The sequence below is a fragment of the Shewanella sp. SM20 genome (genome assembly GCF_025654545.1).
In the GTDB taxonomy this organism is placed as follows: Bacteria; Pseudomonadota; Gammaproteobacteria; order Enterobacterales; family Shewanellaceae; genus Shewanella; species Shewanella oncorhynchi.
The window spans coordinates 56,402-79,036 of sequence record NZ_JAKKRK010000002.1 but is presented as its reverse complement, the minus strand read 5'-3'; the positions used below and the strand labels follow the sequence as shown (position 1 = coordinate 79,036).

Here is a 22,635-nt window from a genome sequence, read left to right as displayed (position 1 = left end):
TAACGTTTTTAATACTAGCGACTGAAAGTTATCATAAATTTAAGGTTTTCGGCATAGCGCTATGATAAATAATAAGTTAAATAATGAGTTAAATAATGGCCTAAAAGCACATTCACGCTAAAACTAAAATCTATATAAAAAAATGGCCCGAACGAGTCGAGCCAGAGTGCAAGTCATATTCACTGTGAGAGCCATGTGAAAGCGGCCTGAGTGAGAAACGAGTTCAGTACGAACTCATGACTAACTCACTCACGACCCATCTAATGGCATATAAAGTTAAAGCGCTTGCGATTTTTTCACGTTATTTTTCTCGGCGGCGAGTCGACGCTGCGCTTCTTTTTTCTCACGGCGCGCTTCAATCACTTGATTTACATCGCTACCGATATGCGCTTCGTTACGGGCTTTTGCCAGATTCACTTGACGTTCACGCTCAACGAAACGTTTACGCTGCTCGTCAGAAATTTTATCGATACAATGTGGGCAACTGACGCCTTGCACATAGGCAGGACTCTGTTTTTCAGCTTCGGTGATTGGCATACGGCAAGCATTACATTGATCGTATTGGCCTTTCTTCAAGTCATGATTTACCGCAACGCGGTTATCGAATACGAAACACTCGCCTTCCCACAGGCTTTCTTCCGCTTTCACTTCTTCGAGATATTTAAGAATACCACCTTCGAGATGATAGACCTCGTCAAAGCCTTGCTCTTTTAAATAAGCAGTTGATTTCTCACAGCGAATACCGCCAGTACAGAACATGGCGACCTTCTTATGTTTAGCAGGATCAAGATTCTGCTTCACATATTCAGGGAATTCTCTGAAGGTTTCAGTCACAGGATTAATGGCATTCTTAAAGGTGCCGATTTGCACTTCATAGTCGTTACGGGTGTCGACTAAAATCACGTCCGGATCAGAAATCAGCGCATTCCAATCTTGAGGCTTCACATAGGTGCCAACCACTTTAAGTGGGTCAATACCTTCGACGCCCATAGTCACGATTTCGTTTTTCAGCTTGACTTTAGTGCGGTAGAACGGCATTTCATCGTCAAATGACAGCTTGTGAACGATATTGTCTAGGCCATTTTGGCTATTAAGCCACACTAATAACGCTTCAATTGCTTCTTGAGTGCCAGCAACTGTGCCATTGATCCCTTCACTTGCGAGGAGCAGAGTGCCTTTGATCTCGGCCTGTTCCATCATAGCGAGTAATGGCGCTCGGATAGATTCAAAATGCGGTAACGACACGAATTTATATAACGCACATACGACAACTTTAGCCATAACACCCTCTTTGCTGGCTGGAACTTAATTTCCAGTGCATAAACAAATCAATCATCTGCAGCCTTGCTGCAGATCCCAAAAATAGCGCGGAATTCTACCTGAGTCACAGCAAGATAAACACAGATAAAATACAGGGTCTTTAATTCTTTACGCACAGTGGTGAGAAAAATCATTCTATGATGGCAAATTAAGCAGAAATCCCAGTATGAAAGCGTTACCATCTGCGCCCTTTGAATATTGCATGATTGGCACGCAACATTCGCATTGGCATACTCGCGTCGTCAATAAGCATACATAAACATGCTGACGTCAGCTTTAGTCGCATCAACTTCCACGCATGGCGCCGCACAGTAGAGGAAATCCGAATGACTCTAGCCGTCTTATACACTTTTCGCCGTTGCCCCTATGCAATGCGAGCACGTTTGGGACTCTTGTTAGCCCAATGCAATGTTGAAGTCCGTGAAATCACCCTTAAAGCCAAACCACCACAAATGCTAGCTGCCTCACCTAAGGGTACTGTGCCGGTATTAGTGCTAGCAAACGGCGAGGTGATTGCCGAAAGTCTTGAGATCATGCGCTGGGCACTCACGCAAGCAGACCCCTTAGATCTATTGTGTCAGCAAAATCCTGCTATTGAAGATAAAATGGCACAGCTTATCACGCAAAATGATCAACAATTTAAACCATGGCTTGACCGCTATAAATATGCCGACCGTTACCCTGAGCAAACGCAAGCTTATTATTATCAGCAGGCGAGTCATTTCCTCCTGCAACTTGAAACATGCTTAGGGCAACACCCCTTTTTAGTCGCCGATACACCTCGCCTTGCCGACTACGCAATCGTACCTTTTGTACGCCAGTTTGCCGCAGTGGATCTTAAACGTGCACTGAGTGATGATTTTCCGCGAGTCGCCGCTTGGCTAAATCGACTTATTTCGAGTGAAATATTTATTCGTGCGATGGAAAAATATGTGATCTGGGACGCTAGCCATTCTCCAATTTGCTTGTTAGGAGACGTGTAAGCCAATAAGATTTAAAGATTATTTTTATTTTATGTTATAGCCATCGGTAAAATATTCGAGTAAGGTATTTGCCACTAGGTACCTAATTTAGCTAATCGTAGCTAGACAATATTCTCAAGAAAAGTAACCACGCCTAAAGACTCAAGGACGTGAATGATAGAACACAAGGATAAGACAGTTGGAAAATATGGATATTAATATCGTTATTATGCTTGGGGGCCTGGTGCTATTGCATTGTCTATTTGCCCTTCGGGCCTTCAAAAGTAAAGTGGATCTCAGCACCAACAAAAAGTGCTTATGGTGCCTACTGAGTCTGATACTCGGCCCTATGGGTTATTATGGTTTTCACGGTTTTATTCCCCTAGATAGAATTCTCAAAGACTAAACGGTAAAACTGAATACCTTCAAAAAGCTAGTCATACCATTGATTTACTTATCAAATTAAGACAAAAAATAGCGCAACCTTAAGCTGCGCTATTTTATGACCCAGTTTAATCAAACAAGGCATTACAGTTAACTACAAATGACTGTGCAACAATACCGAGTCATCAGGAACTTTTTGGATCACAGGCGCTTGCCCTTCAGCCAAGGCTTGTTTATAGCTTTGATTCATTTTAAGGGCGAGATACAAATCTGGCCGGATCAAAATACCACCTTCCCCTGTCTGCATGCCCGCTTGCTCAAACCAACTCAGCATCTGCCGTTTACGTCCCGCAAGCACTAAACGAACGCCACGTTTTTTAAGCAGTTGATGTAAATCAGCCAACATGGCCATCACACTTAAATCCAAATGGGTAAAACAAGGCACTGCATCAATAATGATGCAATCGACCGGCTCAGATTCCCGAATAAACTTTTCCAGTAAACGGCGCTTAAAATACGTCGCATTAAAGTAAGTTAACGGTGAATTAAAGCGATATATAAATACTCCTGGAACCGATTTAGCTTTACCCGATTCATCGACACTGCGGATAACGCCCTTATGATCTAAACCAAGCACTTGATCCGTAGGCCGCATCACAGTAGCAAGGAACTGGAATAAACCCAGTAATACAGCCAAGGTTATCCCAGGGATAACCCCAATAAACAACACGGAGAACAAGGTGATACAGGCAAGTAAAAAAGCAGACCTATCCCGCACTCGTAGATTCCACAGTGACTTTAAATCGATAAGCGAGATTGAGGCAATCACCAGCACCACACCTAAGGCGGCACTGGGGATGAACTTCAAAGGCGCAGTGAAAAATAGCGCCACAACACCAATCAATACCGCTGCAATGATAGACACTAACTGGCTCTTACCACCATTGGCATCATTAACCGCAGTACGGGAATCCGCGCCGCTCACCGCAAAACCTTGAGATATAGCTGACGCTATATTGGCTATACCTAACGCCCTGAACTCTTTATCGGCATCTATATCGTAACCGTTTTTTGCCGCAAAACTTCGAGCCGTCAACATCATGCTCACAAAGCTCACCATGGCTAAGTTAAGCGCTGGTACCACAAGCTCACGGGCGATACCTAAATCAAATACAGGCGCTTGAAATGAAGGTAATCCTGAGGTCACTTCTCCGACGACGCTAATATCAAAGCTCGTCAGGTTAAACACCCAAACAAGGAAAGCCGCCATCGCCATGGCGCACATAGAAGCTGGCCATTGGGGACGAAACCGTTTCACTAAGGCATAAGTCGCTAGCGTCACAATCCCCATAGTCAATGTCGGCCAATGGGTTTTGGATAAGTAGGAAGGCGCACCGCTGAGGCGTTCGATTAGATAACGCTCATCGAAGGTAAAACCGAAGATTTTTGAAAACTGTCCCACGATAATGGTAATTGCAACGCCATTAAGCAACCCCATCAAAATCGGCTTTGATAGAAAATCGGCGAGCACCCCCAGCCTAAAACGACTCGCAATCAAGCACCAAAAGCCTGTCATGGCCGTCATGGTCATCACTAACTGCCAGTGCTTCATGCTATCCCCTGCAGCTAGGGGCGTGACAACCGCGGCGATAACAGCACAAGTCGCCGCATCTGGACCCACGATTAATTGTTTTGAGGTGCCAAATAGTGCGTATACCAACATTGGCAATACGCAGGAATACAAACCCACGGCAGCATTCACTCCTGTGAGTTGGGCATAAGCAATCGCTACAGGTAATGCCACAGCGGCAACGGATAAGCCTGCGCGCACATCATCCCTAAGCCATTGCTTTTCATATTGTAATAATTGCGCCAATCCCGGCATAAACGAAATCAAACTAGGGAACTTCACTCGGCAACCTCCATATACACACTATCAAGATAAGCAACAAGTATAACTGAGACTGAAAATGTTCAGCTAAAAGGCCATTACCTAAAAAGCCATCAATAGTATGTTGGTTATGGCATAAAGCCAATCATTACGCGAGTGTCTTCCTCAGAATATTTATAGGGTTAGCACTTAATTCAAGCCAAGCTAGCGTAATATCATAGGTAATGACACTAAGAGCAAGCTGCCCATAAACCAATTAAAATGGCGCTTACGTCTATCGGTATTGAGTTTCCTACTGATCGCGGCACCGACAAATACCCAAGTAAATGATGCAGGAAATCCCACTATGTTGAACATTAATACGCCAAGAAACGCACTCAACCAAAAGCCATCGCCACTTAATGTAAAAGCGCTACACAGGGTAATCGTCGACATCCAAGATTTAGGGTTAATCCATTGAAATAATGCAGCTTCAATGAGCGTCATAGGTTTTCGTCCATCATCCAAATGCGTGCTCTGCACTGGCGACGTCACTAATTTGTACGCGAGATACAGCAAATATGCTAAAGCGAAATATTTCAATACTTGGTGCAATACCGGTAATGCTTCAAACAAGGTACCGAGGCCGAATAATACCGCAAGATGTAAAGAGGTCGAACCCAAGCGGATCCCTGCAATATGTGGCACGGTACGCAGCACACCAAAATGCGCTCCAGAGCTAGCTAAGAGAATATTGTTCGGTCCAGGAGTCATTGTCATCGTCGCGCAAAACAGCGCGGTCGAGGCCATTAAAGTCCATAATTGTGGATCATAAAGCAGTGCAGTATTCATATTCGCCTTAAATTGTATGCATACATTTGTTGACATAAAAAGATGCAATAAATAATATACGGAGAATATTAGAGATCAATGGATTTATTGTCATGGGTACAATCTGGACACCAGACCTAACGACTTTTTCAGGCCCGAAATATCAGCGCTTAGTCAGTGCCATAGAACAAGGCATTTTGCAGAAGGTGTTAACCCAAGGTAGTAAACTGCCACCGCAGCGCCGTTTAGCCGATGCATTAGGCATCACTATTGGCACTGTGACCCGCGCCTATGCATTGGCGGAACAAAGGGGTTACGTCGAAGCACGAGTGGGAGATGGCACCTATGTCAACGCCTCCCCTGTACCTGAAATGGGTAACGTACAATTGAATATGGCGACCTGTCAGCAGCCACTCACAGATCAAATCAGCACCCTAAGCGATTGCCTCAGCCAATTAGCGAAAGACCCCACTAAGTTGAGTCAGTTACTCGGTTATCGCGCCAGTCCATTAGATCAACACCAACAAGTGTTCCACCAATGGTTAAACCAACGCGGCATACCGCAAACGCCCGAGCAACTGGTCTTTACCCATGGCGGCCAGCAAGCCATTTTTGCCTGTTTGAGCGCATTTTTATCAACTGGCGATGTACTGTTACACGAGCAATACAGTTATCCAGGCGTGAGAATTTGTGCTAAACAGCTTGGTGTCACTAGCGTTGGAGTGCCCCTTATCCACGAAGGATTAGATCTGCCGCGCTTTGAAGCCCTATTACAGATCCACAACCCTAAATTAGTCTATCTCACACTGAATAATCAAAACCCCACTTGCATTCAGTACAGTGAATCACAGCGGCAGAAAATCCTTGAATTATCAGAGCAATATCAATTCTATATCATTGAAGATGACGTGAATTATTGTTTACCTGAAGAATGGCATTCGCCCCTGTGGCAATTAGCAAAACAGCTGGCGATCCCAAGGGTGATTTATATTTCCAGCCTGTCAAAATTGTTTTCTGGCGGCTTAAGGCAAGGTTTTATTCTGGTTCCTGACCCCCTTATCGCCCAAGTGCGACTCGCTATTCATAGCCAATGCTGGATGGTGTCGCCGCTGAATATTGAAATAGCCTGTCAGTTGATAAAGAAAGGTCATATCACTGCAGAACGAGATACGCTCGTACGTCAACGCCAACGTCACTGTATCGCCATGGGCGAACGGCTGGGATTAACCCAAACTTGGCGAGGGTTAAACGGTTGGATACAACTGCCAGAAGATATCAAAGCCCATCATCTCGTTACCGCACTGGCCGCAAAAGGCATATTAGTCCGTAATGGTGATGACTTTAATTGCCATGACAATTTTATCCGCTTGAGCCTTGGTGGCGCCGAAAACGACACTCAATTCAATATCGCGGTTGAATGCATAGAGTCGACCATACGTTCCTTAGTGCAAAATGCTTATTCAGTAGTGTAATGACTGCTTGTATAACAGCGACCTTTCTGCATAAACATGGCTTTCTAGCAAAGTCATTTTAATACTCTTTTTTGGGCTGTAATCTATAGCTGCAGTAAGATTTGCCATAAAACTTACGCAGCTATGATGCCTTGAATGTGCTATTTGAGAAATATTCTTCAGCTAGTCAAAAAATATTTCGATAATAAATCTTTTGGTAACTTTAACTTATCCAACAGCGTCATCACCTTCGCTTTCATGCTCTTCCGCTTTTACCTTTGCTAAAGCAGATTCTGCTGCTTTTTCTTGGGCTTCCAGCTCTGCAATCGCTTGCTGCACTTTGGCTTCTTCTAAGGCTTCAATTGGCAATAGACTGATAAGCTCAATGCCATTAGGAAATACGGTATCATTACCCGAAACAACGACGACCTTACCTTCTTTCGTCAGGTAAACCAGTGGTATTGCCGTCTCACCGTAACGTTTACGAAAATGTTCAAAGCTGAAGTTTTCGGTTAAATTCGTTACTTTAAGTTGAGCGCCTTTCGCCATTAGGCTGGCTATCTTGGCATAAGACACTGCATCACCAAACAAACATAAACGTTGCTTATAACTTTCAGAGAGCTGGTGGCGCGCACTGCCAACTTCGGTATTATTAAGACCAAAAACTTTTTTAGCACCAAAAAAGTCTTGGAAATGAAAGCTCACTAACGGGTTTAACTGTCGGTAAGGTGAAATAATCAACACGCGGCCAATTCCAGTTAAATCCATATAAGTTTCAGCATGTTCCGAAACAGGATTACCAAAATACACTGGAATATTATCCATACGCGCAAGGCGAATGTTATCCCAGTTATTATCAGCCAGTAGCACTTTGACATCTTTGGCTTTTAAAATTTTAGCTAACTCTCTGGAAAATTTAGAGGCACCAAAGATCAATAAACCTTGGGCAGAATCGGCTTTAACCCCAAGAAATCGTGCCCAACGTCCCGCCGTTAAACTTTGGACCACCACAGTGCCGATAATAATTAAGAACACTAAGGGCACAATTGCATCTGCGCCCTGCACATTGTTGGCTTCTAACTTGATTGCAAATAAAGAAGATACCGCCGCGGCCACAATACCTCGAGGGGCAATCCAGCATAAAAACCACTTATCCGCTTTCGACAGAGATGTGCCTATACCAGAAGCCCAAATACTCAGCGGTCGTGCCAATAACATGGTCACAGCTAAAACACCCAGTCCACCCCAGCCTAAGCCGAGCATGGCATTAGAATCTAATCGCGCCGCCAGTAAAATAAACAGTGCAGAAATTAACAGTACGGTTAATGTTTCTTTAAATTCAAGGATTTCAGCAATATCCACACCACGCATATTCGCAAGCCAAATGCCCATAACCGTCACAGTCAATAAACCCGATTCTTCTTGTAATAGGTTCGAGCCGACAAAGATACCCAGCATTAAGGTCAAAACAGCGGTATTACGCAGATAGTGTGGCAATAGGTTGTGTCTTAAGATTTGTCCCGTTAGATAACCCGCTACTGCGCCAAGTCCTAATCCGAGGGACAACATAGAGCCTAAGGCATAGAGCACATGCGTCGTTTGATCGCTGGCAACGGTTATGTATTCAAAGACTAACACTGCGAGCAGCGCGCCTATTGGATCAATCACTATGCCTTCCCAACGCAAAATACTCGCCAGCTGGGATTTAGGACGCACACTTCTGAGCATTGGCACGATAACCGTAGGCCCAGTCACCACCACTAGCGCCCCAAAGAGCAATGCAATTTCCCAACTAAAATCCAGTAAATAAAAGGTGGCCGTACTGATACAGGCCCAAGTGATCACGGTACCGATAGTCACAAGATGCGTCACCATACGACCATGATCTTTGATTTCTTTGAAGTTAAGAGTCAAAGCACCTTCAAATAAAATCACGGCGACCCCGAGGGAAATAATCGGAAAAAGCAAATCACCAAAAATCGCATCAGGATTGAGGAGACCAAGCCCAGGGCCTAAAGTGAGCCCACATAGCAACAAGGGTAAAATCGCTGGTAACCGCAGTTTCCAGCCAAGCCATTGACAAAATAACGATAGCACTCCAATTAGCGCTAGCATGCCAGTAATGTGTTCAACCATATAAATCCTTTAGATAACTGAGCTAAATACTAATGAGCTTAGCTTTAATGACGCAGATGACAACAGCATGAACAGTAAGCTGAAATTATCTATTCGATATATCCACTGTTAAATATGACTCTTCCCTCATCACCTATGGAGAAAAATCAAGAAAACGGAGCAATCTAGCGACATCAAGTAAAATAAGCTGTAGTACAAATCCGAAAACATCAGATTTACCTTAAATAGGGATTTAAACTTAAAATAGAAAAACAAAAAAGCCTTATCTTTCGACAAGGCTTTAATCATTTGATGAAGCGAAGACATTGATCAGCGATACACGCTAGTGACTTTCGATAATACGCTAGCTCAAACTTTTATCGTTATTAGGTGTCAACCATGGCGATGAGCAAATCCCTAATAACTAAAATGCGTGTGGTACTCACTTGATAGACACAACCACACTTATACATATTTACTGAATCCAAATAATAACGCAGGGGATAAATCCCCTGCTTAACACCATTAATCCCTACGGCTACCGTAGTAATCGTGCAGTTCGTTTTCCCATTCAACATCTTTCATATTGGGCCAATGGCCTTTATCAAACCCCGGCGCCGTTTTGAGTCGCTCTAATGATATGTCCATGACAAAACATTTTTGCTCATGATTAAGTGTCAGCATCTTCCAAGGTACTGCAAACAGCTTTTCTCCAAAACCAAAATAAGTACTGAACGACAGTACCGCATACCCGACGTGGCCCGTTTCCACTTCAAGCATAATTTCTTTGATATCCCCTAAGGTTTCACCAGAATTATTAACAACATTATTGCCGATCAGTGTTTCAGCGCCCATCAGATATGGGCCGGGTCCTTGTGCCAATGATGGAGAAGCGAACTGTGGATTGTTGTAAATGCCGTAAACATCGCGATCATGATAATTCATTTTGTTGACCTCTTTATTAGCGCAGCCCATGAAACTGGACAACGGAATAAGTGAAATACCAAACGTTGGTTTCGAATTGAACATGTCCGTCATTGGACATAAGTAGAGTATGCATCTCTACAATCACTCGCTCTGTTCGGCATACCGCTTATCAGGTAATGCGAATATAAACACATCGACTCGTCAGATCCCTGTAAGTGCGCCAGCGTACCGACATCCCATTTGCTACGGCACAGACTCATGTTACCCAGTGCAAAATTGCCCCGGTATCAGGAAGATTAGCCATGTCAATTGCGACTATTTTATTGATTATTTTAATTTTGTTATTTCTCGGCATGCTCCCCACTTGGCCCCATAGCCGAAACTGGGGTTATCGTCCAGGTGGCCTTATAGGCATAGTGCTACTGGTGCTGATTATATTGCTGTTAACGGGACGCGTTAGCTAATGCGCCCCATTTTTACTCTTTATCAAAAAGGATAACCTGATGAGAACAATTAAAATGTTAAGTATCTTCCTGCTGGCTCTAGGTTTAGTCGCCGTGGCCAGTTGCAGTTCTGCATACAACAAAGAAGGTACTGGCGAGTATTTAGACGACAGTGTGGTCACCACCAAAGTGAAAGCTGCCATTTTAGGTGATAAAAACTTAAGTGTGGCCGAGATTAATGTTGAAACCTTTAAAGGCGTGGTCCAGCTCAGCGGGTTTGTGAAATCGCGTGAAGATATCAATACTGCGGTAAAACTAACAAGCAAAGTCCCCGGCGTCATTTCAGTCAAAAACGATATGCAACTGAAATCAGCTGCACCTTCACAGCAACTAAACAACTAGTCGTTTAATCTCCATCATTCCGTAGCCCCCGTTCAGGGGCTGCGGCCCTTCTTTTTGCAGCAGATTTTCTGGTGCCAAGTCAATGCCACCACAGGTTGAACCGCTATGCCCACTCAACACCAAGACACATTAGCCCCACAAATTCAGAACCGATTAATCCGTCATCTGCCAGTGGTGGAACAAGCGGATTTATTATCGCAAGCTGAGTTAGTCCAACTTAACTTTGCCGACTTACTGTGCAAGCCTGGCGAGTCATATCAATATGTCTATTTTCCCTTAACGGCTTTTATTTCTTTGATTGCTAAACTCCCCAAACATCCGGCATTGGAAATGGGTTTGATTGGTTACGAAGGTATGCTTGGAGCGACGACTTTGCTGGGCACTCGGCAAGAGCCTTCCGAGGCGATCATCCAAGGTTCTGGTCAAGCTTGGCGGCTCCCCATTGAATCCTTTGAAAGCTTACTCGCTCAAAATACCAATCTGAAGCAAATAGTAGAGACTTATCTATACACTTTGTTATGCCAATTATCACAAAATGCAGTCTGTGCCCATTTTCACTCCATTGAGTCTCGGCTAGCACGTTGGTTGCTAATGAGTCACGACCGAATTCAGACTGATGAGTTATATCTAACCCATCAATTTTTAGCCGACATGCTAGGTGTTAGGCGAAGCAGTATTACCGAGGCCGCAGGCAATTTACAGATCCGCGGCAGCATTTCATATAATCGTGGGCGATTACATATTCTTGATCGGCAAGCTCTACTTGCCCGTTGTTGTAGCTGCTATCACTCAATGCGCACTTAAGTGCATATTTTCCACTCAACAATTCAAAAAACCTGCCATTATGTTCGCTACCGTACATAGCATAGGTGTTTCTCGCTGTAACCTGAGTTAGCGACATCACCAAACAAGGACACGCTATCATAATGGACACACTAAAACTGAAATCTGTATCAGAGCGCCCGCCACCGGAAACTCACTTCCCGCCAGAATCCAATCGGTTGTTATGTGAATTGCCAGAAGAAGTCAAACAACGTATTTTCCCGCATCTGGAACTGGTTCCATTAGAACTCGGACAAGTAGTCTGTGAAGCAGGCTCAAAGCAGCGTTATGTGTATTTCCCGCTGGACTCGATTATTTCGCTACTATATGTGATGGAAAATGGGGCATCCGCTGAAATTGCCGTCGTTGGCAATGATGGTATGGTCGGCGTTGCACTGTTTATGGGAGGAGAAAGCACCACGAGTCGCGCTGTGGTGCAAAGTGCTGGCGTTGCTTGGTCAGCGGCTTAAAGACGAATTTAACCGTCATGGCGCCCTGCTCCACCTGTTACTGCGTTACAGTCAGGTGCTACTGACCCAAATGGCCCAGACCGCGGTTTGCAATCGCCACCATAGTATTGAACAGCAACTGTGTCGTTGGTTACTGCTTTCGATAGATAGGCTGCCCGATGATCGCGTGTTAATGACGCAGGAATTGATTGCTAATATGCTCGGCGTACGCCGTGAAGGTGTCACCGATGCGGCAGGCAAACTGCAGCGCATGGGAATTATCAATTACAGTCGTGGGAATATTGAAGTGGTCGATCGCGCGTTACTAGAACAAACCTGTTGTGAATGTTACACGGTCGTTAGACAGGAATCAGAACGGCTGATGCCACCTCAACAAGCGCAGCAAACATAAACGTACTGTGCACATAACGGATGGCTAGACCACTCGTACAACAGCCATTCTATCGTTATCCCATATGCCACTTCAGTACTAAACCCACACTGGTACTGCAGAGCATAAACAAAACAGGCAGTCATCAACCCAACATGGCGCAAACTGATGCTGCCTAATATCCGAAATATTACCTTTATAATCAATGCATTACTATTGATTGTATCGACCCACCCAGCAAACAAAAAACGTGCCGAGCGGCCAATATTGCCATCACTAATCCCATGCGCGCTAACGCACAGACGTTCAATATTTAGCAGGTCATGCTGAATGTACGGTTCATGCACTCTTGCACTACACCGGGTTACTTGAGGTTTATATGAAAAAATTCACAGAACAACATAAATCCGTCGATAACGATGCACAGAATTCCGACACCAACAAAGCCAATCCTCCCGTCGTAGCCCGCAACCGTCAGATGATCAAAACCACAGTTGCGGATAAAGCTAAACAAGACGTGGATACCAGTAAAAGCACACAAAATAAGCGAGGTTGAAGAACTTAAATCAAACGACAAGGAAGGTAACTGGACTGAAAAAGAGCCAAATCATCACTCGTTAGACTAGGACGTGACGAACAAACAGGGAAAAGTTTCATTGATTAAGTGCAAAAACTAAACCTTGCAGTAACACACTGCGTTTAGCTCAAGCCGATGCAATCCTTACTGTGTCGGCCCTCTTTAACTCAGAGGAGTAGATCATGAATTTCCGTGGCGTCAAATTACTCACTCATACCAACTGGCTCAAAAATGAGGCTATTCACCAGCATATTTAACTGTGCATGGTGGAATAACAAACCTAAAGACCACACTCTGGACACTGTTTCCGAGAAAGGAATTTCAAATGAACATCAATAAAAATCAACAACCACAGCAATATTCAATCGGCCTGCAGCGAGCCAAGCACTTCTTATTGGCAGGCTGTATTGCGACAGCGCTCGTGGGCTGCAGTTCAACGCCATTGACTAAGACCGCAGAAATGGAACGGGCTGAACACACCATTGCCCGCGCTGAGCAAGCAAGAGTCGGCCAATATGCCTCAAATGAACTGGCACAGGCCAGACTTAAACTTCAATCTGCAAGCAGCGCATTACTCAATATGGACACTGTCAGCGCCGATCGTTACGCCATAGAGGCGAGCCTTGAGGCCGAACTGGCACAAGCTCGCGCTGAGCTGGCACAAGCCAATAGCGTCAATAATGAAATGAAAAACAATATCAGCATTCTGCAGCAAGAAATGTTGCGCCGTTCAGGAGGAATTCAGTAATGAAAAAACCTATCGTTTCATCGGGTCTGCCTTTACGTTTTAGCCGCCATCTACTGGCATATAGCCTAATCCTAACCACAGTAGCAGCTTGTAGCAGTACGCCCAAAATAGCTGAAGGCATCGGTGATATCCGTACAGAACTTAATAAACTGCAAGCGAATAATGAACTGGCAATTTTAGCCCCTGCTGCCATTAAACAAGCTGAAGAAGCCGTTCGCGCTGCTGAACAACCGGTAAAAGATGAGCAACAATCACAGCACCTAGTGTTTGTTGCCGATAAAAAAGTCAATATTGCCTTAGCTCAAGCGCAGAGCCGCTTTGCCGAGGATCAACACAAAGTCCTCGCCAAAAAACGCGATGACGCCAGATTAGATGCTCGCACCACTGAGGCCAATCAAGCCCATCAAGATGCGCGCCTAGCCCGTGCTGATGCTGCAGATGCGCGTCAGGAAACGACCGAACTGCAAGCCCAGCTCACATTGCTGAATGCCCGTCAGTCAGAACGTGGTTGGGTCGTAACCTTAGGTGATGTCTTATTTGACACTGCCAAAGCGGATCTTAAGTCATCGACCAGTCAACATTTAACCAACCTAGCCAACTTTCTGAACAAGTATCCCGCACGTGGTGCCATGATTGAAGGGTATACAGATAGCGTAGGCAGTGAGCAATACAATCTGGGTTTATCGCAGCAAAGAGCTGATAGTGTTAGCCATTTTTTACAGGGAAAAGGGATCCAATCCAATCGGCTCAGTAGCCTAGGTAAAGGTGAAAGCTCACCTGTTGCCAATAATGAGTCCGCCAGTGGCCGCCAGCAAAACCGTCGGGTTGAAGTCATCCTCACCGACACCGCACAGGCTCCACAGTAGCTATCACTTAATCATATTAAGATTTCAGCGTGATCCTTGCTGACATTTGAATCGAGTCTCATCGCTAATAAGATGAACAGCGCAGAAATTAAGGAGATCAGTAAAAAGCAAAAAGCCCCATCTTTCGATGGGGCTTTTGCAATTTGGCGGAGCGGACGGGACTCGAACCCGCGACCCCCGGCGTGACAGGCCGTGCAGATATGGATTTTAGTGCGTTACCTATTTTGCCTAAATTGTTGTCAATTGATTTAATTAGCATTATTCGAATGACAATCGGACTAAACATTAACGACTATTAACAACAATTTGATGGTCACGGTCACGAAAAACGGTCTTTTCACTGATCAACATTTGATCAATTTGATGGCTAAAAATAGTGTTAACTTCATATTTAAAGCAAATATGTGCTCACTCGAAATTACACTCTGTAGCCAAAATGTTTTAAAGCAGCAAAAAGGATGAGTTTTCCATATCCTGCAGCGAGGAGTGTATTCATGACTTTGTCTCTGAAATCGATAGAAACATTGAAATAAAGCTGTAGTAATAGAACACCTCTATATAACCCATCAACCGCACCAACACACCGGTGACAAATTGCTCAACCGGAAGAAACAAGCAGTCAACCAAATTTTGATACTTTTAACCCCAAATACTGTTTGTTTAGTGCAAATATTGACTCGTTTGGGGACAATTCTGAGCTAGCCGCAGAGGAGTCAATTTACCGTTCAGATAACTTTTGGTATCCCAAAAATGAAAATCGGCAACTTAATTTGAGCTACCGATGATGAGAGCTTTTGGAGCATATTGAGTTTAATCCTCACCAATTACGGTAAGGTATTTTTGACTTGTTAACAATAATCTGCCCTGCGAGCCTTTGCTCTCTAAGGTAAAGCTCCAAACCTTGAAGAGCTGTGTCCATATTCTTGTTAGGGCCAATTGTGATCGATTTGATTGCTCTTATGTCAAAAGGTAACTCTAAGTAAGGAATCAATAGATTTTTGCTAGTACGAAACCTGAGTGGATCATTAACAAAAATTGGTGTCGTATGAGTAGTTCCACCTGAACCAACCTGCACTATATTGGTATTATGTCTATTGCTGTTTGAATATGTGCATAGCCTTACTTCTTGTTCTTCGAGGAAGTGTTCGTTTTTACATCTAAGACAAAAATGTAGGAAACTCAGATACGTTTGATAAATTCGGTCGGCGTTCGACGAGTGATTTTGGAATAATCCGTTAATGCAATGTTCGGCATGCAATTGAGATTGACGAGCTTTTTCACTCTGATCATAAATACATTCTTCGAAGGTTCTAACAGGCTGAATACCAGGGTTAATGACAGAACTTCTGAGTATGTCATCGTCAAATTCTATGCAGTAACCACCTTCTTGTGGGCAGTAGCTACGCCATTGCGATAGCATGTCAGGCGATTTAGAAAATGAACAGGATAGGGCTAATGTGTCATTGAGATACTGAAGAATAACGCCAACTTGTGCTCTTTGGGTGCTATTTGCGTTGATGTTTACGAGGTGTTGTTCGATATCCTGTTGGAGCATATTATAGCCGTCGATAAACTCATGCTCATCATTCAAAAATTCATGACCAGTTAGCCATAGCTTTTTGTGCTCTAGTAGCCCTCGCACAGCGTTGATGTCAGTATAATGATAAAGAGAATTTGGCATAACTCATTGGTAATTTTGGGTTTTAGTTAGTTGATATGTTCTTCCTACTAACCCTTAGAATCAATAGATTTCTCAGTTTGTTTTTCGGATAACATTTATTTGGGGAGTGTACTTAAACAAAATTTGAATTATTTTTTGTTCTAAGCCGTTTTGGGGCAAAAGTTAGTCAATTCACAGCAACGCTCGCGTATACGGAAACAGCATACAACGCACGCCACGATTAAGGATTTAAACCAGCTTGCAGGACAAGGAATGCTGAAAATCATTTCGAAGTTCAATATTCAAAAATTTCAGTGGCTTGTTTATAAATTCGATTAAGGAAACAAATCAGATCACGATCACATAAATCGATCTTTTTACTGATCAACTTTTGATCACACTTGGGATATGAAAAAGTGAGCCCTATATTAAAGGAAGGACGCAATCACAGGAAATGGATTTCTGATGGCTCAAATAATTTTGAAGCTCCAAAAGAAGCATCAGGTGAACTTACATCCAGCAGCGAGAAAAGCTTTCGATGTAATGCAATCATTACCTGGGTTATGTAATCTACATGCCTTACCTGCAATAATCAGGTCTGAATTTGCCTCCCAAACAATATATTGTTTGGAGTACATAGATTCGAAAGCAAGCAGCAATAAAGCAAAACACTATACCAGAACATTTCAGTTTTATAGTCCTATCTGGGCAGCTCTTTTTTGGGAAAATGGTCGCCCACCAGAAGGTACTCTTCTGGTTTTAGAAACAAATACTCAAGGCCAATTGACACCTGAAAGCGTCGAGAAAAAAGCATGGTTATCACTATTGCAAGTGCTCAGTCTATCCGTCAATTCTAAATATGTTGCCGCTTTTATTGATGCTTGGCGCCAAGGCCTGCCAGAGCAGTTTTCACGAGAACTCTTTGGGAAGGATACACTACCTGACCAGCTATTTTGTGATTTGTTATTTATATCGAGAGGCACTCTGGTTCAGCAGCGGCAGCGCCAGTTTCCTAAATGCCTAATATCTGATTCTGTCGATATTCTCGCCGAATTAGCAATGCCATGGGAGCCCAAATAATGACTCCTCCTGCACGCAACACCAGCAAAAAATTAAAGGAATTTTTAAGCAAATATTTTGCGCCAGAGCATTTAAATCCAGAGCTCAAGCAAACGCTGTTAATGCAACTAGCCTATAGTATTCAAGCATTTCCAGCAGGCTATTGGGAGCAATTCGAACTAATAGATAGGCTAGTAAAAATTCTGATAACAAAAATGTCTCCAGGCTCTGTCAGTAACACTGAAATATTTGGTATTTTAAAGAAAAATAAGCTTCTCACATCATACCCATTTGCTGCCACCATTTGTGCAGTGTTACCCCCCAATGCCACACCACAATGGAGAACGAAATACACAGCATACCAATCGATTGTTCTTATCTGTTGTTTCATACGCTATACCCATGACCAGCAACTCGCAACCTCAGGAAATGAAAATGCATTACGCGAGCTACGTCTGGTAGCGATGGACCCCAAGCATCGAAAACTATTAGATATACTGCCAGAATTGGATGACGCATCATCAGTTGAACGACTGGTGTCAAAACTTAAAGAACTACGAAAGGAAAAATATCCTGCCCCGCAAGAGTACGGCCTTGGCTACTTGGAGTTAGTGCTTAGAGAAGCAGTATCAGGGAGCAAAAGACGACGAAGAAGAATTAGAATACCTCCTATTTCAGACCCTGACACCTTCATCGAACTTAATCCCGTTGATGCATTTGAAGACGCAGGCCTTGAGGTTAAAGAACTATGTGTCGCATCCACAAAACCGACGACGGCTCAAGAACGAGATGAGGCTATATCGGTAACAGCTGGTCGAACATTTCGTATTGAAGATAAACCCTTAACGAATAAACTAAAAACAACTCCTTCCCCATCCTCAAGAGCGGTACGGGCTATACAGCATAAGTGTTTGACCGAAAAACTCGGCATTATGCAGTTATCTTTAAATTGCAGTTACAATCAACTGACCGAATGGGATATATGTCAACTCATTCGTTTTACGACCAATGGAATTAAAACTGGAGTAAACCCAGATAGCTGCTCAACTCTACTGCTGTGCCTGCTATGCGGTCGAGATCCTATTTCACTAGGACAATCTTCAAATACATTTTGTCTCACACATTACAAAAATCGCCCTTGCATATCTCTAACCCACACAGTGCCAGCAAGCAAACAAGATGTAAGACTAGAAAAATGTTTGAACAATATAACAAACCATTTGGTGCTGCCGCTCCCTCAATGTTTACAAGATAAGCTTACTCAAAACGTGGACACGGCAGAGTTGAAGTCAGTCATTAATGACATCAACAAGCAACACCGATGTCGTTTAAGTCTCGGAAGAATCACCCGTTTTCTTGAACACTGGTATATCAATAATGGACTAGATCGTGCCGAAGTCGGACTCATAAAGGGGCGAGCTCCCCGAAACCAGCCTGCACTGAGCTATTCAAATTTCGATGCAGATAAACTGATTGAAAACCACCACAGATACGTGAGTTCAATCTTCGAGATGGCTGAGATCGCTTCGCAACTCCCCGACGTAAAGCCCATCAAAAAGCAACTGGGAAGTGCATTACATCTCCCTCCATCGACTTTACACAATTTTTTTCGCGTTTTGAGGAGCCAAATTCCTCGCCCGCGAAAGCAATCTTTGGAAGAACTCACGACACTACATAATCACTATGTCTGCTACGTATGGGCGCTTTTGACGTTTGCAACCGGTCACCGCGATGTTAATGCACCAATGGGACAACGTACCGATTTCAACAGCCATAACAATACCTGGTGGATTAGCGATAAAGAAAACCGACATGGGATATCTGCTAGAACGCTGATACTTCCACAGACTGCAGTGAAGCAACTTGAACATTATCTACAACATCTTCAAGAGTTGAAAAAACGCAGTCAACTCATCGCCAAAGATATTTTCAAACGTGCAGACGAGGCAATGACAGGCAGCGGAAATCTTCTATTTTTTATAAAACATCAAGAACAGGACAACATCCCCCAAATTATGCAAGAACTCACGCCTGCCAGAGTAAAAGCATTTCTTGGAGACCAGTTACCCTGGCCTGGCAACTGGGGGAGGCATCACATGCGTAGCGAATTAAAGCGTCTCGGTGTTATTCCGGCAGAAATAGATGGTTGGATGGGACACGAAGATATTGGAGAAGAATCAATGGGTCGTCATAGCATGCTATCAACTCAATACCTCAACCGTATTGCTCAGCATATCGAAACGCTACTGAACACTCATGAAATTACGGTGGTTGACGCATGGAAAACCCGCTGATCCTTCCACATGAACAGAAATCCCTAGTACGGTTATTGGGGCATCAGTCCAGAACTGCTGCTCGGCAAAAAAGTCATATAACGATAATAAAACAAGCTCTGGCCGTACTTGAACATTATCTACCTGAACTGTTTGAAACACCACCAAAATACGACCGATTTTCGGCAGTTTGGCCACAGGTTGACTCAGAACTGCGAAAGGCCCTCAAATCGGAAACAGCTTACCGCCGAGGATATGCTTTTATCTGCAGGCAACTAGAAACGGGTAACCGACAAGGGCTTTGGCAGATCAACCCTCCCTCAGACTATCTCACGCTTCGTAGAGTTCGACCGCTTAGAAATTTGACCTGGCAACACAATACTTCTGTCTTCGCATCAAAAATTGACGGTTTGCTAGACAAGCTTGATAAAACATCCGATCCCCAACAATGCTTTGCCAGATTGCTGATGAGCTGCATTTGCTATGGGGGCCTGAATCGACCTGCACTTTGGCCCGCGCTGGCGAAAGCATTAACCGACTATAGACCGTTAAATGGCAATAAGGACCTATGCTGGCTAACGTTGAGGCCAACCCCAGGACATAAGTTTGCCAGTAACGTCTACACCGTTCAAGACGATTTGGGACCCAATAAAGCTCAGGTTGAGGTTCATTTTTTCCCCGATCCAATAAGTCTCGGGCTAATTAAGCCATTTCTAAACAGCCGAACAAGAAGTTGGCGGCCCCCAAAATCAATCAATCAATGTTTAGAGATAATTAAGTCAGAACTTAAACTCATTCTTCCAAAAAAACAGTTTCAACAAGGTGGGATTTGTTTTGCAGAGGCTCAGCCTAATGTCGAGTTACCACAAGTGTTGGTAGAGTATTCGTTGGGACGTCAAAAAAGCGCATCCCTACCCAATGCCTACTGGTTCAGATTATTTAAAGGTGCAACAGGACCCTGCAACGTAAGAAGCTTTGCTCAATTCAAGAAATGGTATAATCCAATACAAACAGACTCTTCAGTAACATCGCCATCACACCGTTTTAAGCTAGGTAACCGATACCTGCTTAACCAAATAAGAGAAATATTTAAGCAGAATAACGCCAATCCCCAAGGAAATCGCCAAGTTGTTCTTCATTTACAAGAACTAACACAAGCAAGCCTCTGCCCTAACGAAGAGATCCTGCTTCAATGGCTCATTCACCACCTGACTACTGAGAAAAATGAAGTATCAACAGCGAATAGGTACTTTGGAGCAATTGGAGGCCACTGGTTGGCTGCGACCGCAGACATTGACTTATACAGCCTGAGCAGTGAAGACTTTATCGAACTTTATCAAGAAATTATGAATCGTACTGATAGTCAACATGAACTGCACTATAAAGCTCGTCGGTTTGAGAACCTACATTTATTCGCACAACAGAGATTTGATCTCCCTCCTCTTAATCAGCCACTCAGCGAAGGTAGCAATATTACTCCCCATGTAAGTGCAGCAATTGTTGATGAGCCATTGTTTTCAGCCCTGCTTCGCCAAATCGATTACATAGACGATTTAGACCATGCAGCCCAACGGATGTTAAAGTGCTATTTGCTCATAGCCTATCGTACAGGTCTTAGACCCGGTGAAGTCGCCAAACTGCGTCTAAAAGACATTGAGCCTTCCTCTATCGGCTGGCTATTTATTCGTGAAAGCCGCCACGGGCATAACAAAACCGACTCTGCGCTTCGAAAAGTGCCTTTATTTCCTTTGTTGACCGACAACGAAAAAAGTTTAATGGAAAGCTATCTTAGGGATCGCCTTATGGCTTGCCATAAACGTTATAACGAATTGCTCTTTCACGAAAACGCTAATCCCTTTCAAGTTGTCAATACTGGTCAAATCTCCTTGATGGTGAAAGAGATATTGTCTCAGTTAACCGGCGGAATTTATTATCGTCTATATCATCTTCGCCATACAGCATTGTCCAGACTTCAACTCCTTGCCCATGATGACTTAATCACATTACCTGAAGTTATCAAGACGATGTTGCCATACCCAACGTCACAAAAAAGGATAATATCTAAACTGATATTTGGTGAAGACCGGTTACGAGACAGATATTCTGCGCTGGCAGTGTTTGCTGGCCATAGCAGTCCAGACACCACATTCAGAAGCTATCTACATTTTACCGATTTACTGCTGGGCTGCCATTTGGCAATAAACGCTCAAGAAATACCTGAATACACCGCAAATATTGTACTTGGAGTACGCCCACACCGTTATAAAGTGATGCAAAAATCAGGAAACATCACCCCTGTGCGTTTGCTGCCATTTTTTAGAAAGCGGCTAGTCCCTTTTATGGGCCCGGTGAGCGGCATTCGCCAAAGTACAATCCGCCAGAAAAATGAGGTTGTAAAAAGCAGTCACTACAATCAAGCCTTGGCGGTACTCAGGAGGATTGAGCTTGGTCATGACTATCAAAACGTAGCCTTTCAGTATCGCCTCACTCCTGAACGCGTCAAACGCTGGATAGATACTGCAACGGCACTTCGGATGTTAAAAACACCACGAGGCATTGGCCGATTATTTGCAAACAGACGTTGTAATGCGCTGCTACCCGCAGACCCCATTGATATTTCTGTTCGAAAGGATATTTATTCAGCCCTACAAGTATGTCGCGAACTCAAGTCGAGTCAAAAAGGAAACGTCGAATTACAATGGGCTATTAAGTATTACTTAACGCATACAACCAGCAGTAACCCGTCGATTTTCTTTAACAAAACAACAGAGTTTCAGCGATTTATGGCAGTGGTAAGCAAGCTTTTTACTTGGAAGCGCTGGCACCTTATACTGCATTATCAATATGGAAAACCCTATAATCAGTGGAAATGCCACCGCAACCTTCAGATAACCTGCTACACGTTACAGAAAATAAATGAATATCCAGAAGGATCTGGAGCATTATTTTTACGGCACATAAAAACACGCGGCGACGAAGCAATAAGCCAATATTCCTCCCCGGCACTGAAAACCTTATTCCACCAGCTGGCGATTATCCTGTTCAAAGCGGAGCAAATAAAGCAATGGGAACAGAGTTAATGTCA

At 43.8% G+C, this 22,635-nt stretch carries 19 protein-coding genes and 1 pseudogene; 13 read left to right on the top strand and 7 right to left on the bottom strand.

Annotated features, from left to right (window positions below):
• Nucleotides 1-276: 276 nt before the first annotated feature.
• Both L5M18_RS01345 and L5M18_RS01340 read right to left on the bottom strand, forming a co-directional pair.
• Nucleotides 277-1,281: a rhodanese-related sulfurtransferase gene (locus tag L5M18_RS01345; RefSeq protein ID WP_263185438.1), complete on the bottom strand. Its 1,005-nt coding sequence runs from the start codon at nt 1,279-1,281 to the stop codon at nt 277-279.
• A 47-nt stretch (nt 1,282-1,328) separates the two neighbouring features.
• Nucleotides 1,329-1,502 carry a hypothetical protein gene (locus L5M18_RS01340; protein ID WP_198573292.1) on the bottom strand — a complete coding sequence of 58 codons (174 nt, stop codon included), beginning with the start codon at nt 1,500-1,502 and terminating at the stop codon, nt 1,329-1,331.
• Nucleotides 1,503-1,646: 144 nt separating this feature from the next.
• Here L5M18_RS01340 and L5M18_RS01335 point away from each other — a divergent pair, with 144 nt between their 5' ends.
• Together L5M18_RS01335 and L5M18_RS01330 are read left to right on the top strand one after the other, a co-directional pair.
• Nucleotides 1,647-2,303 carry a glutathione S-transferase gene (locus tag L5M18_RS01335; protein WP_263178398.1) on the top strand — a complete coding sequence of 219 codons (657 nt, stop codon included), beginning with the start codon at nt 1,647-1,649 and terminating at the stop codon, nt 2,301-2,303.
• 187 nt (nt 2,304-2,490) lie between these two features.
• On the top strand, nt 2,491-2,688 hold the full coding sequence (locus tag L5M18_RS01330) for a hypothetical protein (protein WP_028760072.1): 198 nt from the start codon (nt 2,491-2,493) through the stop codon (nt 2,686-2,688).
• A gap of 132 nt (nt 2,689-2,820) precedes the next feature.
• Here the strand turns inward: L5M18_RS01330 and L5M18_RS01325 are convergent, their stop codons facing one another.
• Entirely contained in the window at nt 2,821-4,578 is a 1,758-nt protein-coding gene (locus L5M18_RS01325; protein ID WP_105252613.1) for a SulP family inorganic anion transporter, read from the bottom strand.
• A 183-nt stretch (nt 4,579-4,761) separates the two neighbouring features.
• Nucleotides 4,762-5,388, bottom strand: a complete 627-nt coding sequence (locus L5M18_RS01320) for a LysE family translocator (RefSeq protein ID WP_219233654.1) — start codon at nt 5,386-5,388, stop codon at nt 4,762-4,764.
• Nucleotides 5,389-5,480: 92 nt separating this feature from the next.
• Here L5M18_RS01320 and L5M18_RS01315 point away from each other — a divergent pair, with 92 nt between their 5' ends.
• Nucleotides 5,481-6,839 (top strand): PLP-dependent aminotransferase family protein, encoded by a 1,359-nt coding sequence (locus L5M18_RS01315; RefSeq protein ID WP_263195772.1) that lies wholly within the window; start codon nt 5,481-5,483, stop codon nt 6,837-6,839.
• Nucleotides 6,840-7,046: 207 nt separating this feature from the next.
• On the opposite strand, the gene L5M18_RS01310 is transcribed toward L5M18_RS01315, so the two are convergent.
• Nucleotides 7,047-8,954: a cation:proton antiporter gene (locus L5M18_RS01310; protein WP_263195771.1), complete on the bottom strand. Its 1,908-nt coding sequence runs from the start codon at nt 8,952-8,954 to the stop codon at nt 7,047-7,049.
• A 504-nt stretch (nt 8,955-9,458) separates the two neighbouring features.
• Entirely contained in the window at nt 9,459-9,878 is a 420-nt protein-coding gene (locus L5M18_RS01305; protein WP_028760076.1) for a PRC-barrel domain-containing protein, read from the bottom strand.
• A gap of 284 nt (nt 9,879-10,162) precedes the next feature.
• Between L5M18_RS01305 and L5M18_RS01300 the strand changes: the two genes are divergently transcribed.
• The 7 genes and pseudogenes from L5M18_RS01300 to L5M18_RS01270 all read left to right on the top strand — a co-directional run bounded on the left by L5M18_RS01300 (nt 10,163) and on the right by L5M18_RS01270 (nt 14,558).
• On the top strand, nt 10,163-10,324 hold the full coding sequence (locus L5M18_RS01300; protein WP_081729035.1) for a DUF3309 family protein: 162 nt from the start codon (nt 10,163-10,165) through the stop codon (nt 10,322-10,324).
• 39 nt (nt 10,325-10,363) lie between these two features.
• The gene (locus L5M18_RS01295) at nt 10,364-10,705 is read left to right on the top strand and encodes a BON domain-containing protein (protein WP_263195770.1); all 342 of its coding nucleotides are present in this window, start codon (nt 10,364-10,366) and stop codon (nt 10,703-10,705) included.
• A 105-nt stretch (nt 10,706-10,810) separates the two neighbouring features.
• Nucleotides 10,811-11,509 carry a Crp/Fnr family transcriptional regulator gene (locus L5M18_RS01290; protein ID WP_263195769.1) on the top strand — a complete coding sequence of 233 codons (699 nt, stop codon included), beginning with the start codon at nt 10,811-10,813 and terminating at the stop codon, nt 11,507-11,509.
• A gap of 122 nt (nt 11,510-11,631) precedes the next feature.
• Nucleotides 11,632-12,388 (top strand): annotated as a pseudogene (locus L5M18_RS01285) (Crp/Fnr family transcriptional regulator).
• A 358-nt stretch (nt 12,389-12,746) separates the two neighbouring features.
• Nucleotides 12,747-12,923, top strand: coding sequence for a hypothetical protein (locus tag L5M18_RS01280; protein WP_263166319.1), 177 nt, complete (start codon nt 12,747-12,749; stop codon nt 12,921-12,923).
• Nucleotides 12,924-13,269: 346 nt separating this feature from the next.
• On the top strand, nt 13,270-13,692 hold the full coding sequence (locus L5M18_RS01275; RefSeq protein ID WP_028760080.1) for a DUF4398 domain-containing protein: 423 nt from the start codon (nt 13,270-13,272) through the stop codon (nt 13,690-13,692).
• The gene (locus tag L5M18_RS01270) at nt 13,692-14,558 is read left to right on the top strand and encodes an OmpA family protein (RefSeq protein WP_263195768.1); all 867 of its coding nucleotides are present in this window, start codon (nt 13,692-13,694) and stop codon (nt 14,556-14,558) included. The genes L5M18_RS01275 and L5M18_RS01270 overlap by 1 nt, the downstream gene beginning before the upstream one ends.
• Before the next feature lie 817 nt (nt 14,559-15,375).
• Here L5M18_RS01270 and L5M18_RS01265 read toward each other — a convergent pair.
• The gene (locus tag L5M18_RS01265; protein WP_263195767.1) at nt 15,376-16,239 is read right to left on the bottom strand and encodes a DUF2971 domain-containing protein; all 864 of its coding nucleotides are present in this window, start codon (nt 16,237-16,239) and stop codon (nt 15,376-15,378) included.
• Nucleotides 16,240-16,683: 444 nt separating this feature from the next.
• Here L5M18_RS01265 and L5M18_RS01260 point away from each other — a divergent pair, with 444 nt between their 5' ends.
• The 3 genes from L5M18_RS01260 to L5M18_RS01250 are packed head-to-tail and all read left to right on the top strand — an operon-like array spanning nt 16,684 to nt 22,630.
• The gene (locus L5M18_RS01260; protein WP_263195766.1) at nt 16,684-17,298 is read left to right on the top strand and encodes a hypothetical protein; all 615 of its coding nucleotides are present in this window, start codon (nt 16,684-16,686) and stop codon (nt 17,296-17,298) included.
• Nucleotides 17,298-19,571, top strand: coding sequence for a hypothetical protein (locus tag L5M18_RS01255; RefSeq protein ID WP_263195765.1), 2,274 nt, complete (start codon nt 17,298-17,300; stop codon nt 19,569-19,571). The genes L5M18_RS01260 and L5M18_RS01255 overlap by 1 nt, the downstream gene beginning before the upstream one ends.
• Nucleotides 19,556-22,630, top strand: coding sequence for a site-specific integrase (locus tag L5M18_RS01250; protein ID WP_263195764.1), 3,075 nt, complete (start codon nt 19,556-19,558; stop codon nt 22,628-22,630). Before L5M18_RS01255 ends, L5M18_RS01250 begins: the two co-directional genes overlap by 16 nt.
• Nucleotides 22,631-22,635 lie beyond the last annotated feature (5 nt).

What these genes read in the sequence shown, in the direction of transcription:
- L5M18_RS01260 (WP_263195766.1), top strand. Translation starts at nt 16,684, where the DNA reads ATGGCTCAAATAATTTTGAAGCTCCAAAAGAAGCATCAGGTGAACTTA.
- L5M18_RS01300 (WP_081729035.1), top strand. Translation starts at nt 10,163, where the DNA reads ATGTCAATTGCGACTATTTTATTGATTATTTTAATTTTGTTATTTCTC.
- L5M18_RS01310 (WP_263195771.1), bottom strand. Translation starts at nt 8,954, where the DNA reads ATGGTTGAACACATTACTGGCATGCTAGCGCTAATTGGAGTGCTATCG.
- L5M18_RS01330 (WP_028760072.1), top strand. Translation starts at nt 2,491, where the DNA reads ATGGATATTAATATCGTTATTATGCTTGGGGGCCTGGTGCTATTGCAT.
- L5M18_RS01290 (WP_263195769.1), top strand. Translation starts at nt 10,811, where the DNA reads ATGCCCACTCAACACCAAGACACATTAGCCCCACAAATTCAGAACCGA.
- L5M18_RS01315 (WP_263195772.1), top strand. Translation starts at nt 5,481, where the DNA reads ATGGGTACAATCTGGACACCAGACCTAACGACTTTTTCAGGCCCGAAA.
- L5M18_RS01340 (WP_198573292.1), bottom strand. Translation starts at nt 1,502, where the DNA reads ATGGTAACGCTTTCATACTGGGATTTCTGCTTAATTTGCCATCATAGA.
- L5M18_RS01345 (WP_263185438.1), bottom strand. Translation starts at nt 1,281, where the DNA reads ATGGCTAAAGTTGTCGTATGTGCGTTATATAAATTCGTGTCGTTACCG.
- L5M18_RS01335 (WP_263178398.1), top strand. Translation starts at nt 1,647, where the DNA reads ATGACTCTAGCCGTCTTATACACTTTTCGCCGTTGCCCCTATGCAATG.
- L5M18_RS01270 (WP_263195768.1), top strand. Translation starts at nt 13,692, where the DNA reads ATGAAAAAACCTATCGTTTCATCGGGTCTGCCTTTACGTTTTAGCCGC.
- L5M18_RS01295 (WP_263195770.1), top strand. Translation starts at nt 10,364, where the DNA reads ATGAGAACAATTAAAATGTTAAGTATCTTCCTGCTGGCTCTAGGTTTA.
- L5M18_RS01250 (WP_263195764.1), top strand. Translation starts at nt 19,556, where the DNA reads ATGGAAAACCCGCTGATCCTTCCACATGAACAGAAATCCCTAGTACGG.
- L5M18_RS01280 (WP_263166319.1), top strand. Translation starts at nt 12,747, where the DNA reads ATGAAAAAATTCACAGAACAACATAAATCCGTCGATAACGATGCACAG.
- L5M18_RS01275 (WP_028760080.1), top strand. Translation starts at nt 13,270, where the DNA reads ATGAACATCAATAAAAATCAACAACCACAGCAATATTCAATCGGCCTG.
- L5M18_RS01305 (WP_028760076.1), bottom strand. Translation starts at nt 9,878, where the DNA reads ATGAATTATCATGATCGCGATGTTTACGGCATTTACAACAATCCACAG.
- L5M18_RS01265 (WP_263195767.1), bottom strand. Translation starts at nt 16,239, where the DNA reads ATGCCAAATTCTCTTTATCATTATACTGACATCAACGCTGTGCGAGGG.
- L5M18_RS01320 (WP_219233654.1), bottom strand. Translation starts at nt 5,388, where the DNA reads ATGAATACTGCACTGCTTTATGATCCACAATTATGGACTTTAATGGCC.
- L5M18_RS01255 (WP_263195765.1), top strand. Translation starts at nt 17,298, where the DNA reads ATGACTCCTCCTGCACGCAACACCAGCAAAAAATTAAAGGAATTTTTA.